11 protein-coding genes are annotated in these 12,986 nt (G+C 65.0%); 6 read left to right on the forward strand and 5 right to left on the reverse strand.

All coding sequences use genetic code 11. The features are described from left to right. Nucleotides 1-18: 18 nt before the first annotated feature. Nucleotides 19-924 carry an abortive infection family protein gene (locus ACQPYA_RS29825; RefSeq protein WP_433530323.1) on the reverse strand — a complete coding sequence of 302 codons (906 nt, stop codon included), beginning with the start codon at nucleotides 922-924 and terminating at the stop codon, nucleotides 19-21. A 218-nt stretch (nucleotides 925-1,142) separates the two neighbouring features. Between ACQPYA_RS29825 and ACQPYA_RS29830 the strand changes: the two genes are divergently transcribed. Together ACQPYA_RS29830 and ACQPYA_RS29835 are read left to right on the forward strand one after the other, a co-directional pair. Further along, on the forward strand, nucleotides 1,143-1,673 hold the full coding sequence (locus tag ACQPYA_RS29830; protein ID WP_433530324.1) for a restriction endonuclease: 531 nt from the start codon (nucleotides 1,143-1,145) through the stop codon (nucleotides 1,671-1,673). 489 nt (nucleotides 1,674-2,162) lie between these two features. Next, complete coding sequence (locus ACQPYA_RS29835; protein WP_433528571.1) at nucleotides 2,163-3,668, forward strand: IS1634 family transposase; 1,506 nt, start codon at nucleotides 2,163-2,165, stop codon at nucleotides 3,666-3,668. A gap of 201 nt (nucleotides 3,669-3,869) precedes the next feature. Here the strand turns inward: ACQPYA_RS29835 and ACQPYA_RS29840 are convergent, their stop codons facing one another. Together ACQPYA_RS29840 and ACQPYA_RS29845 are read right to left on the reverse strand one after the other, a co-directional pair. Continuing rightward, complete coding sequence (locus tag ACQPYA_RS29840) at nucleotides 3,870-5,258, reverse strand: IS1380 family transposase (protein WP_433530325.1); 1,389 nt, start codon at nucleotides 5,256-5,258, stop codon at nucleotides 3,870-3,872. A gap of 72 nt (nucleotides 5,259-5,330) precedes the next feature. Continuing rightward, the gene (locus ACQPYA_RS29845) at nucleotides 5,331-7,256 is read right to left on the reverse strand and encodes a hypothetical protein (protein WP_433530326.1); all 1,926 of its coding nucleotides are present in this window, start codon (nucleotides 7,254-7,256) and stop codon (nucleotides 5,331-5,333) included. A 365-nt stretch (nucleotides 7,257-7,621) separates the two neighbouring features. Here ACQPYA_RS29845 and ACQPYA_RS29850 point away from each other — a divergent pair, with 365 nt between their 5' ends. After that, nucleotides 7,622-9,010 carry an IS1380 family transposase gene (locus ACQPYA_RS29850; RefSeq protein WP_433530325.1) on the forward strand — a complete coding sequence of 463 codons (1,389 nt, stop codon included), beginning with the start codon at nucleotides 7,622-7,624 and terminating at the stop codon, nucleotides 9,008-9,010. Between the two features lie 88 nt (nucleotides 9,011-9,098). Here the strand turns inward: ACQPYA_RS29850 and ACQPYA_RS29855 are convergent, their stop codons facing one another. Continuing rightward, nucleotides 9,099-9,644: a restriction endonuclease gene (locus tag ACQPYA_RS29855; RefSeq protein ID WP_433530327.1), complete on the reverse strand. Its 546-nt coding sequence runs from the start codon at nucleotides 9,642-9,644 to the stop codon at nucleotides 9,099-9,101. Nucleotides 9,645-10,070: 426 nt separating this feature from the next. Between ACQPYA_RS29855 and ACQPYA_RS29860 the strand changes: the two genes are divergently transcribed. Beyond that, a complete protein-coding gene (locus ACQPYA_RS29860; RefSeq protein WP_433530328.1) occupies nucleotides 10,071-10,637 on the forward strand; it encodes an NUDIX hydrolase in 567 nt (188 codons plus the stop codon). A 3-nt stretch (nucleotides 10,638-10,640) separates the two neighbouring features. On the opposite strand, the gene ACQPYA_RS29865 is transcribed toward ACQPYA_RS29860, so the two are convergent. Then, the gene (locus ACQPYA_RS29865; protein ID WP_433530329.1) at nucleotides 10,641-12,053 is read right to left on the reverse strand and encodes a helix-turn-helix domain-containing protein; all 1,413 of its coding nucleotides are present in this window, start codon (nucleotides 12,051-12,053) and stop codon (nucleotides 10,641-10,643) included. Nucleotides 12,054-12,164: 111 nt separating this feature from the next. Between ACQPYA_RS29865 and ACQPYA_RS29870 the strand changes: the two genes are divergently transcribed. Beyond that, entirely contained in the window at nucleotides 12,165-12,539 is a 375-nt protein-coding gene (locus ACQPYA_RS29870) for a hypothetical protein (protein ID WP_433530330.1), read from the forward strand. A gap of 3 nt (nucleotides 12,540-12,542) precedes the next feature. Continuing rightward, a complete protein-coding gene (locus ACQPYA_RS29875; RefSeq protein WP_433530331.1) occupies nucleotides 12,543-12,815 on the forward strand; it encodes a hypothetical protein in 273 nt (90 codons plus the stop codon). The last annotated feature ends 171 nt before the right edge of the window (nucleotides 12,816-12,986 follow it).

Genomic DNA, 12,986 nt, shown 5'->3' on the forward strand with positions numbered 1-12,986 from the left:
CCGGCCTGCCCAATCTTCTCAGGTGCGCCAGGGCGCTTCGGGGTCCCCGAGCGTCTCCAACATGAGGTTGCACCAGGTGGTGGCGGCCCCAGCGGCGAGGCGAGCATGGCGCGGGCGGACCCATCCCGGGACGGAGTCACGTCCATGACCAACACCAACCTGGTTGCGCAACTCGGTGACCCCTTGGGTCAGACGAGACAATGACCCGAGGATGGTCTTCAACGCCTTCGCTTCTTCTGTGGTGTCGGCTACGCCGGCTGCGTGGAGGCGTAGTGCCTGCTGTGCCTGTGCAACCAGCGCAGGGAGGTCATCCTTCGGGTTGTACTCGACACCACGTTCTCGCAGTACCAGCTTGGCAGTACTTTCTACTAGGTCCTTTGCGACGCTGACCGCCAGTCGAGGGTCGGTGTCCACGCTGGCGGCGAGGCGCTTCAGGTGCTCGGTGATGACGGCTGGATCCGTAAGGGCGTTGAGAGCCGGTGCCACTACGGTGCCTGCGGGAACCTGCTCCTGCATCTGATAGAGCCGCTGGAGCAGGGGCTCGAATGCCTCGCCGACCATCTGTCGACGAGCTGCCCATGATCCGTATCCGTCGTGCGCTAGCCAGTAGCTACGAAAAGATGTGAAGTCCTGCCAAGGAACTTCGATCGCTAGGCCGAGACGCGCGCAGGTCGCCCGCAGCGCTCGCAGGGAGAGGCGCGCGTCAGCATCCGTTAGCCGCTCCCCTCCGCCTGTACCGAAGGCCATGAAATCGCTGTGCAGCAACAGGGCCAGTGCTTCGGCCACATCCACATCATTGACGGCATCGACCGGACCTCGACGCAGCTGTTCCAGCAGGTCAGTCTTGAATCGGCTATCGACTGTCGGCCAGCCGTCGAAGCCAGCGGTGGTGGTCGTCGTTTCGAAGAGGTCGTCAGGCGTCATCGCTACGCTCTCTGTAAGGCAAGGGGCGACCCGGGGTTTCGATCACGATACGCGAGTTGGGGTAGCGGCATTCATGCCCGTAAGGCACCTCCATACCTGCTCACCCCTGACTGACGCTGGGGCTGGACGAAGGCCGACGGGATTGCTGGGAGGCAGGGCAGAAGCAGCCGGAGGCGATCGACGGGTCGACCTGCGGTACAGCCCAGCCCTACGATGAGATGGTGGCATCACGGACAGGCCAACCAACAGACAGGCTGTGGGAGCGCTACGAGCAGTCGGTACACAAGCTGCTCTCGACGCTTGACCCGTCTTCCTCGGTAACCCACAACCAGCGTGTGCCAGGTCGGCTCAGCGGGGTTCCACGTCAGGTCGACGTCTTGGCCTGCGGCGAGGTCGTCGGAGTTCGAGTCACCGTCGCGGTCGAGTGCAAGAAGCACGGCCGGGTCGTTGACGTCGGCGTCGTAGATCAGTTCGTCGGGAAGCTTCTCGATATCGGAGCGGATCGGGGCATCATCTACTCGTACTCGGGCTTCACGGCCTCTGCCGTGACCCGGGCCGTGAGTGCCTCACATCCATCCCTGATGGCGGTGGCCCTGCACACGCCGCCTCTTGTTCAGGAATGCCGTGCTCCCGGCTATCCCGCAGACCTATTAGTCGAAGAGATGCCGCCACAGTGGGTGGAAGAGCTAGACGAGGACGCCTTCGTGCGCTTCCTCGCTCTCGGCGAGTGTTCGAAGTTCTGGTCGTAGCCAGCGCTTCGGCCTGGGTGACTAACTGAGTGACGATCAGGACGAACGTGGACGGACAACGGGGGACAGTGACGGATCACCTCGGCAGGTGAAGAGTACGGTCGTTCCAGGTCAATACCTTGGGCGGGTTGCCTGGGGGTCAAGGAGTCGCTGGGTTGACATCCATAGGAGCATCGGGATGGCTTGACTACTCTGTTCGCGAATAAACTGGAGCTGATCGGGTAGAACGAAAAGTTCTTTCTCTCACAAAAGGGCGGTGGAGCGTCAGCCTCATTCAGAAAAGTCTCTACACTGCGACGACGCATCAGATCTCAGCTGCAATACCCTCTCTACCTTCGACTGACTCAATGCCATGCTGTCTGCCTCTAACCTGAGTTGTAGCGTTTTGGTGATCTTGTGATCGTGGGTGCCGCTGACGTGGGCGTTTGCTCGCGGATCGGCGCTGATGTGGTCACTAACGTGGCTTGGCTGCGTGGGTAGTCTCGCGGGGTGGGCGCTTTCGTGCGGCGGGTGAAGACCGCCTCGGGAGCGACCGCGGTCCAGATCGTGCACAAGCGAGGCCGACGCGTGTTGAGTATCGAGCACATCGGCTCGGCCCACACCGACGACGAGTTGGCGCTGCTGCTGCAGGTCGCTGAGGAACGCCTTCATGGCGGGCAGTTGACCCTGGACCTGGACGGTGCGGGCGCGGTCGCGGTCGGGGCATCTGCGGTGGTTGAGGGCACGTCTTCGCTGATCTTGTGGGAGGTTCTGAACAGCCTCTACGACGACCTCGGCCTGGATCGTCTCGGTGATGACGCGTTCCGGGCGCTGGTGCTGGGCCGGGTGATCGAGCCGACCAGCAAGGCGGACACCGTGCGGGTGTTGACCGAGATCGGGGTCGCCTCGCCGCATCGGGTGACGTTCATGCGCTGTCTCAAGCGCGTGGTCGAGCGTGACTACCGGGCCGTGATCGCGCAGGCCTGTCACCGGCACGCCACGCGGGGTGGGAGCTTGGCGATAGTGCTCTACGACGTGACCACGCTGCACTTCGAGGTCGAACGCGAAGACGGGCTGCGCAAGGTTGGGCTGAGCAAGGAACGCCGCGTCGACCCACAGGTCACCGTCGGGCTGCTCACCACCGGCGACGGGTTCCCGCTGGAGGTGGACCTGTTCGCCGGCAACAAGGCCGAGACCAAGACGCTGATCCCGGTCCTGACCCGGTTCCGCGACCGCCACCAGGCCCGCGACCTCGTCGTCGTGGCCGACGCCGGGATGCTGTCCGCGGCGAACCTGCTGGCGTTGGAAGACAACGGATTCCGGTTCATCGTCGGCTCCAAGACCGGCAAGATCCCCTACGAGCTACAGGCCCACGTCGACAGGCACGGCAACCACCTGCCCGACGGCGCGACGATCGAGACCACCAGGCGCATGGGCACCGGGACCAAGGCCCGTGACCGACGGGTGGTCTACCAGTACACGTTCAAAAGAGCCCAGCACGACAACCGCGCGATCAACGCGATGGTCGAACGCGCCGAGAAGGTCGCCACCGGCGAACGGCCGCTGAAGAAGGACCGCTTCGTCACCTTCACCGACAGCACCACCAGCGTGAACTGGGACCTCGTCGAACGTGCACGCGCCCTGATCGGGATCAAGGGCTACGTCACCAACATCGACGCCGCCGGGATGGACGGCCCCGCCGTCGTCGCTGCCTACCACGACCTCTACCAGGTCGAGCGTTCCTTCCGGATGACCAAGTCCGACCTGGCCGCACGACCGGTCTTCCACCGCCTCGAAGACAGCATCCAAGCCCACCTGACCATCGTATTCGCTGCCCTGGCCATCTCCCGCGAAGCGCAAGCCCGTTCCGGGTTGAGCATCAACAAGATCCTCAAGACCCTGCGGCCCCTCCGCTCAGCCACCATCACCATCGGCACCCAGCAAGTGACCGCCCACCCGCGCATCCCCACCGAGACCCGAACCCTCCTGACCGACCTCGGCTGGAGTGGTCACTAAACCGCTACAACTCAGGTCTAAGCCTCGATCCACCGACGCGGTTCGTGCTGAGCCTGTTGAATAGTTCCGGTATTGGGCGGTTCTGGAGCAGGGTGGGGTTGCCGATTACGTGATCGGCTTGCTCCGTGCGTGGTTGCTGAGGGGTGGGACGGGGTTCGTGGCTTGTGGTCGGGCCGCTTGGTTCCGGTCGGTGTGCCGTGGTCAGCTGGGTGCGGGGTGGACGGCGGTGAACAGGTTGTCGAACGCGGCCTGCCAGGGCCAGTAGTCGGGTAGGTGCAGGTGAACGGTCCGGGCCCGGTGGGCGAGGCGGGCGGCGACGGTGATGATCCGGGCTCGGATCGTCGCGGTGCGGGCGGTCGGCCAGGTGCCGGCGGCGAGGTGTCCGGCTGTGCGGGTGAGGTTGTGGGCGATGCCGGCGCAGGTCAGCCAGGCGTTGTTGGCGTTGAACCGGCCCGATGGCAGGTGCGCGAGTGGCCCGCCGATCAGGTCCGCGTTGACCTGCTCGATGACAGCGTGGTGACGGTGCTGGGCTTCGGCCTGGATCAGGGTGAACGGGCTGTCGGTGAACACCGCGTGATAGCGGTAGGCGGGCAGGAGTTCTTCCTGGCCCGGGGCTTGGGTCGGGTCGTCGCGGCGGACCCGGCGCACGATCAGCCGGGCGGTCACCGCGTGTCGGCTGCCGGCGAACGCGGTGTAGGTGGTCTCGGCGATCTGCGCGTCGGAGATCCACCGCTGGGCGTCGTCGTCCCAGACCGCCTGCGGATATTTGATGTCGATCCACTGGTCTGCGCTGATGTTCTCGCATGCGGTGCGGATCTTCGCGTCGATGCGGGTGGTGACGGAGAACCGCACGTCACGGCGCCGGCAGGTGCTGATGACGGTCTTGGCGTAGAACGCCGAGTCGGCCCGAACCACGATCTCGCCGGTAGCGCCGCACGCACGGGCGGTGGTGATCGTCTCGGCGATCATGCTGGCGGCGCCGCGAGCGGAACCGGCGTTACCGGCGCGCAGCCGGGTCGCGGCGATCACCGGCGCCGACAGCGGCGTGGACAGCGTCGCGACCAGCGGGTTGTAGCCGCGTAGCCGCACGTTGTAGCCGCCGACCTTGGCGTGACCGAACCCGATGCCCTGTTTCTGCTTGCCGTAGACCCGGCGCAGCATCGAGTCGATGTCCACAAAGCACAGCACGCCAGCACCGGCCAGGATCGGCGCCCGCTTCGACAGCCCGATCAGGGTGTCGCGGGCCGCGGCCTGCAACTGGCGCACGTGCCCGTGGGTGAAGGTCCGCAGGAACGACCCCAGCGTCGACGGCGCGTACACGCTGGTGAACAACGACCGCATACCCCCGTGCCGGGCGACGTCGAGGTCATCGATGCTGTCCGCCCCGGCGAGCATCCCGGACACGATCGTGGCGACCTTGCCCGCCGGGTTCGCGCCCTTGTCCGTCGGCACGCTCACCCGCTCGGCGACCGCGTCATACAGGCCCGCCTGCTCGGCAAGGCGCATCACCGAAACCAGGCCGGCACACGACACCAGATTTGGATCATCGAACGTCACGGCCGTCACCGGCGCGCCATAGCGTAATCTCACTTACGAGGTGCCCTCTCGAACCGAGTGATAGAAGCTTCGCAACTCCTATCCTTCCAGTTCAGAGGGCACCTTCTATATCCGGGGTCCTGCAGAGCCGACCTTCATCGGTGGATCGAGGCTAAGGCGGTCAATGACTGCCTTAGACATATCGGGGGAGAGTTGCTGGAAGATTGTCGCTATAGGGGGATTGGGTTGACCAGCCCCAACGACAGTCACAAGCAGTTCCACGGCTAGAGCACGAGTTTCCGGATGAACATCTGCTAGTCGTCCCCAGCCACGAATAAGTTCCGTATTGAACTCGCCCGCAGCAGGGTCGTTAATGAGCCACAGCCATGCATCAGCCAGAGGGTCAAGAAGGTCTAGCTCACCTTGCGCACCCGAACGGTTATTGAGACGGCCTGTTCTATACAGCCACTCGGGATCGAGGAGCCCCGCAAGCGCGATGGTTCTCTCGTGCTGGGGCCATTGTTCAACTGCCGAAAGCACCCTAGTCAGTTTCGTCCTCTCAGCATGAGAACGCAATGCATCTTGTACAGCCAGTCGGACTGCAGGGGTCTGCGCTCGAACAGCAACGCGACGCAACCGCACGACGGCAACGGTGAACGAATTGTCGCCGACCTTGCCGCCACAGAGCCTGGCTACTTCGACGAGATTTCGGCTGCCGCCGGCCCAATCGTAAAGGCGCTTCTGTAATGCCTGGCCGACGTGCGGATCCTCTAAGAGCCCAGCGAGAGCCGCATAGGCCCGCCGATTCTGATCACGATTGCCGCTTAACAAGTTAAAGAGCACATCAATCGCGGATACCCATCGATGGCGGGATGCTAGGCGGTGAACCACTTCGATAAGTCGACGACTCTCAGCGCTGTCAGTAGGTTTGCGAGCTGACATGTCGTTGATCCAGGCGAAGAGTGCCTTCCTAATGTTAGGCCTTTGCTCCCAAAGATAGTCAACAACTTCGTCGTGGTCTGCACCTCGGGCCGATAAATAAACCCGGTCGCCGATTCGGCGCGCCCCCACCTTGGCTAGCTGTTGACGTATGTCGGCACCCTCAAGTGTTCTCGTAGGATCAACCGCTATGCCAAGTTTGTCACTCAGAGCGCTTGCCTCTTCAGAAAGCGTTTCAACCGTTGCTCCGCCCAGAACCGCTGCGGCTATGAGCAGAATTCGCTCTCCCGCACTGCCCGGCGCGTCCTTGGCAAGGTGGTCAACAATGTATCGATTCCAGCGCTTCCATGACGCAGCAAATCGCAGCAATTCCTCTTGCGATTCCGCATGCGCGCTTATATCAGATGCGAGGCCAACGCCGTAGTCTGGCGGGGCATCGCTATCCTTCAACGCTTCGACGATCCCCGCTAGAGCCTGGACATCTAGGAGCTCTCCTCCAGGCATGTTAGTGCGTCGCGCCTGATAATCCAACCGGACCCGCACAACTTCGAGAACCCGAGGTTGGCCAATAGGCACCGTAATGTCGGCAAGTTCGTCGGCATACTGTTGCCAGACTGCGGTGCTTGCGATGACGACTAGCTTCGCCTTCATCGCCTCTAGTTCGCGACCATAATCACGCAGGTTGGCGGCAAAGTCGTCGGATAAATCCTCTGCATAAGTAATGTCAAGCAAATACCGAGCGTTGCCTTCTCGCGGGAGATCACGAAAGTCGTGCTCTCCCCAGGTAACGTTCAGCCTATGTACGGACTGAGCAGTACCGAGACACAACACCGACAACGCACAAGTATGCCGCCCAGTGCGGGGTTCCCCCATCAGCACAACTACGCCCGCATGCCCGCGCCAAAGGATATGTTCTGCCCGCTCATAGCCATGCGGTGAGCTGAAGGCATGAACGGCTACATGAACGTCTCTGGAACTGACCACTACGCGCGGCACTCGAGCACGCACGTAGGTGACGTTCAAATCACGGCGCGCCTGGAGGATCGTTGCATTAGGGCCAGCTTCGGCGATCATTGCCCCAGCATCGGCGCCGAAGGTGTCGTCAGCTTCCACTGCTTTGCCCGAAGTGTATTGCTCCGTTGATGTCTCGGCCAGCCTGAATAGAAATACCGCCCTCCGCCACGGTGGCAGTCATTGGACCAGTACCCGGCGCTGTCGATGAAGCCTCCTCATTGCAGAAGTCCCGGCGGATGGCGGGCCCGAACGCGGTTTCGACAACGGACGGAAATTCCCGTAGCGACCTGGACAGATCCCGGCCGTCTCGAACCTGAATATCGAGACTGGGCCTCACAGCCCTAAGCCTCGATCCACCGATGAAGGTCGGCTCTGCAGGACCCCGGATATAGAAGGTGCCCTCTGAACTGGAAGGATAGGAGTTGCGAAGCTTCTATCACTCGGTTCGAGAGGGCACCTCGTAAGTGAGATTACGCTATGGCGCGCCGGTGACGGCCGTGACGTTCGATGATCCAAATCTGGTGTCGTGTGCCGGCCTGGTTTCGGTGATGCGCCTTGCCGAGCAGGCGGGCCTGTATGACGCGGTCGCCGAGCGGGTGAGCGTGCCGACGGACAAGGGCGCGAACCCGGCGGGCAAGGTCGCCACGATCGTGTCCGGGATGCTCGCCGGGGCGGACAGCATCGATGACCTCGACGTCGCCCGGCACGGGGGTATGCGGTCGTTGTTCACCAGCGTGTACGCGCCGTCGACGCTGGGGTCGTTCCTGCGGACCTTCACCCACGGGCACGTGCGCCAGTTGCAGGCCGCGGCCCGCGACACCCTGATCGGGCTGTCGAAGCGGGCGCCGATCCTGGCCGGTGCTGGCGTGCTGTGCTTTGTGGACATCGACTCGATGCTGCGCCGGGTCTACGGCAAGCAGAAACAGGGCATCGGGTTCGGTCACGCCAAGGTCGGCGGCTACAACGTGCGGCTACGCGGCTACAACCCGCTGGTCGCGACGCTGTCCACGCCGCTGTCGGCGCCGGTGATCGCCGCGACCCGGCTGCGCGCCGGTAACGCCGGTTCCGCTCGCGGCGCCGCCAGCATGATCGCCGAGACGATCACCACCGCCCGTGCGTGCGGCGCTACCGGCGAGATCGTGGTTCGGGCCGACTCGGCGTTCTACGCCAAGACCGTCATCAGCACCTGCCGGCGCCGTGACGTGCGGTTCTCCGTCACCACCCGCATCGACGCGAAGATCCGCACCGCATGCGAGAACATCAGCGCAGACCAGTGGATCGACATCAAATATCCGCAGGCGGTCTGGGACGACGACGCCCAGCGGTGGATCTCCGACGCGCAGATCGCCGAGACCACCTACACCGCGTTCGCCGGCAGCCGACACGCGGTGACCGCCCGGCTGATCGTGCGCCGGGTCCGCCGCGACGACCCGACCCAAGCCCCGGGCCAGGAAGAACTCCTGCCCGCCTACCGCTATCACGCGGTGTTCACCGACAGCCCGTTCACCCTGATCCAGGCCGAAGCCCAGCACCGTCACCACGCTGTCATCGAGCAGGTCAACGCGGACCTGATCGGCGGGCCACTCGCGCACCTGCCATCGGGCCGGTTCAACGCCAACAACGCCTGGCTGACCTGCGCCGGCATCGCCCACAACCTCACCCGCACAGCCGGACACCTCGCCGCCGGCACCTGGCCGACCGCCCGCACCGCGACGATCCGAGCCCGGATCATCACCGTCGCCGCCCGCCTCGCCCACCGGGCCCGGACCGTTCACCTGCACCTACCCGACTACTGGCCCTGGCAGGCCGCGTTCGACAACCTGTTCACCGCCGTCCACCCCGCACCCAGCTGACCACGGCACACCGACCGGAACCAAGCGGCCCGACCACAAGCCACGAACCCCGTCCCACCCCTCAGCAACCACGCACGGAGCAAGCCGATCACGTAATCGGCAACCCCACCCTGCTCCAGAACCGCCCAATACCGGAACTATTCAACAGGCTCAGCACGAACCGCGTCGGTGGATCGAGGCTAAGTTCAATCAGATCAGCCTCTATGTCTTTTGCGTCGACGATGCATGCCACAACCACGATGAAACTAGTGACGATGAACGGCTGCCGAACCTCGAACGCCGTGACCGCGCGTCGCAGGGCCGCTCCGTCGAATTGCGCCACACGCTTACATTGGTATGCAAAATACGTCATACCGTCATCGGTGGCAATCACATCCCGGCCATCGTCAGCCCGGCCGGGCCTGCCGTACAATCGGGCCTCCCGGTGGCCGTCCACCGCCATGGCTACCTCTGCAATGAGTGCCTCAAAGTCATACGGCGACATGGCCTCAAAGGGCAAACGACTCGGTCTGGGGCGCGCAAGCGGCGCGTATCCTTCCGGCGGCACGGCCAACGCTGGAGCAGGATCGAGGGAGTTGAATAGGCGCGCCTGCTCAGTATCGGGCAGATCGAGCTGTCGGCGTTGAGGCGTCACTAGTAGATTATCGACTGAAGCCCCTACAGCCACAGCAAGTCGCTTGCAATCTGTCACTATTCTGACACTTGCTGTGCTAATCCTCGCGGTGGTGCTAGATCGCGACCTGCATTCGGTACCCGGACCGACGGACGATGTTAGGTCACGCAGTACAGCTCTGGCGTCAGCTGAACCGTAGGCTTTGGGCATCACCCAAGGAAGGACTGACGGCCCTGCGCACGATCGTGGGGATACTATCGGCGATCGCGGCCACGGCGATCAGCGTTGCTGGGCAGTTTGCGGGCAAGGCCTGATCAGCTACGTGACGATCAGGTGCAGGGTAGGCCGCTTGCCTTCAGGGCGGATGCGCTTGGCGGCGTGCAGCTCTCCGCCCAGCACGCATCAGGTCCGCAGCACTCGGTGAGGTTCGGCGCGGATACTGGCGGGGTGGTGGAGAAGCAGGCGACGGAGTTGACCCGGTGGACCATCCACGGCGAGCGGGTCGTGGACGACACCCGGCGAGCGCGGCTGAGCATCGCCGAGGTGGAGCTACCCGACGGAGTGCGCTTCGAGCAGTACGTGATCCGGGCTCCCCGGTCAGCCATGGTCGCCGTACTCGACGATCGGGAGCGCCTGCTGTTGATGCGGCGGCACCGGTTCGTGTTCGACCGGTGGGTGTGGGAGTTGCCCGGTGGCTACATCGACAACCAGGAGCAGCCGGCGCAGTGCGCCGTGCGGGAGGTCGAGGAAGAGACCGGCTGGCGGCCCCACGCGGTGGAGCCGTTGCTGTCCTTCCAACCGTGGGTCGGCACCGCCGACGCCGAGAACCTTCTCTTCCTGGCCCGGCAAGCCGAACACATCGGCACACCCACGGACGTGAACGAGGCCGAGCAGGTCGCCTGGATTCCGCTCGACGAGGCATACGCGCTGGTGTCCCGGGGTGAGATCGTCGGTGCCGGCACGGTGATCGCGGTGCTGGAGTTGGTGACGCGCAAGGCCCGGGGAGAGCTGTGACGGTCAGCGCCGTGGGCCGAGGGTGGCGTCGACTCGACCGGTGAAGTGCCGGACGGCGGGGACCCGTCGATGTGGGGCGAGCTGCGCTTGCAGGTCGCGGACATAGCGAACAGCCCTGGCCGAGCGGAGCTGGTTGGTCAGGGTCAGGGCTTCCGCACCGACGGTGCAAGCCCGGTCGGGTTCACCCTGCTGGGCGTGAACGCTGGCGAGCAGCGCGAGATTGAAGGCTCTGCCGCGCACGTACCGGTTGTCCATGCGCAGGGATCGGGCGGCGAAGCGTTCGGCGTGCGTGTTGCGGCCGAGGGCGTGGAAGCAGTGGCCGAACTTGGCCGACAGGTACGCCTCATCGAAATAGCTGAGCCACTGCGGATCACCGCTGCGGTCGGCCCGGTCGAGGGCCTGTTCCGCCTGGTGCAGGGCGGCGGCGCAGGCCCGTTCGTCGTTGGCCTTGGCCAGGGCGTGGGCTTCCATGACGTGGGCTTCGGCGGTCAGGACGGGAACCCCGGCGCGACGGGCGGTCCGGCCGGCGGCGCGGGCGAGGTCGAGGCCGGTGGCGGTGTGGCCGAGGTAGGTGGCCTGGTGGCTCATCGCGGCAAGGATCTCCGCGCCGAGGCCGTCGTCTCCGGCGGCGTGGGCGAAGTCCAGGGCGAGGGTCAGGTACCGCTGGGCGATGCCGTGCTCAGCAGTGTCGTACGCCTGCCAGCCGGCGAGCTGGGCGAGTTCGGCGGCGGCACCGAGCAGCCGTTGACCGGTGGCGTGGTCGTACCGGCCGTCGGTGAGCAGCGGGGTCACCTCCTGGTGGAGGTAACGGACGACGGTGTCGCGGGCGTGCCCACCGCCGTACTGGTTGTCCAACTGGCGGTAGGTCGCCGTCATCGCCCGGATGGTGTCAATCTCCGGTTGACCGACCGCGCTGCGTCCGGGTTGGGTGACCGGAGCCGGGTCGGGGGCGGTGAACCAGCGCAGCGCCGGCAGCGTGTAGCCGGCGGAACTGAAAGCCACCTGCCGGAGTACGTCTCGACGGTTCACGTCACCTCGCCAAAGCTCTGCGGCACTGCGTACGTCATCGCGCCAGGTCCGCTGGGAAGGCGGTTCGCTGGGATTGCGCCGGCCGAGGTCGGCCGATGGTGCGGTCTGTCGGGGTGCCAGCCCCATCGTGGTCCGCGCCTGGTCGGGCATCCGGCAGCCGTCGGCGATCCGCTCCAGGACGTCGATCGAGGTGACCTTGCGTCCGGCCATGATCCGGCTGACGTAGCCCTGTTCGAGCCCGACGGCGGCCCCGATCCGGCTCTGACTCGCACCGGTGAGGTTCGTGATCCAGCGGAACAGGCCGCCGATGTCGCGGGCGGCCAAGGCGGTCAGCACCTCGCCATGCGACCACGCATCCTCCGGTATTCGCAGCGGATCGAGCAGCACGGCAGCTCCCAGCGTCGCGTTCCGACTACTCAAGGTGTGCAGAGCGACAGCTTAGGGCGACCATTCAGGCTGGTCGAGCCGTCCCATGTCACCGTGACATGACCGCTGGCCATGGAACGGCCCACCGACGGACGCGATGGTCGGCGCATGTCCTTCGATGTCGACAACCCGCCCGAAGATCCACCGACCGACTGTCAGCACCGCCTGTTGTGGCGACTGGCCCGCGCCCTCTGGGAAGCCCACCGACCCGACAGCACAGGCTTCTGCGTGGCCACCGGCTGCTGGCACACGAACCAACGTGATCCCTGCCGGCTGGCCCGGCTCGCCCAGGAGGGGATGCGCACGGCGTGCGGAGAAGCCGTCAGCGCCTCGCCGCCCTGGATCGCCGTCACCCGCGAGCGCCTGGCCACCGGCGAGATCGACCCCATGGACGCCATCGCCGAAGCCCTCTGGCACCGCCGCCACACCCCCAGGGCAGGGCGGTGACCTGTGGGAGCCCTCTACACCTCGGCAGCCTTCCAGGAGTACGCCAGAGCCCAGGTCGCCTACGCGGACATCCTGCTGACCAAGCACGCCGAGTCGACCCTCGGTCTGTGCCGCTGCGGCCGACTCCACCCCTGCGACGAACACCGCCACTGGCTGGAGATGCGCACCCACTTCAGGCAGTTCCTCGTCGACGAGCAGTACAGCAGCGAAGTACAGCAACCGAGCCGACCACACCCGACCCAGCGCGCCCCCAGCAGGCCGCACGACCTCGGATGACACCCGATCCGACCGGCTCGCCGCCAGTTCGGGACGAAGAGGTCGTCAGGGCCACCCCGAGAGTACTGGGGGCACATCCAGTCGCTGGAGGTGCCCTCTGGCGTTTCGTCGATCACCATCACTATCTGGTCGAGCGGGCGACTTTGGTGACCGTGTCGGGGCTGGTCCGTC

The sequence above is a fragment of the Micromonospora sp. CA-263727 genome (genome assembly GCF_050942455.1).
Classification (GTDB): domain Bacteria; phylum Actinomycetota; class Actinomycetes; order Mycobacteriales; family Micromonosporaceae; genus Micromonospora.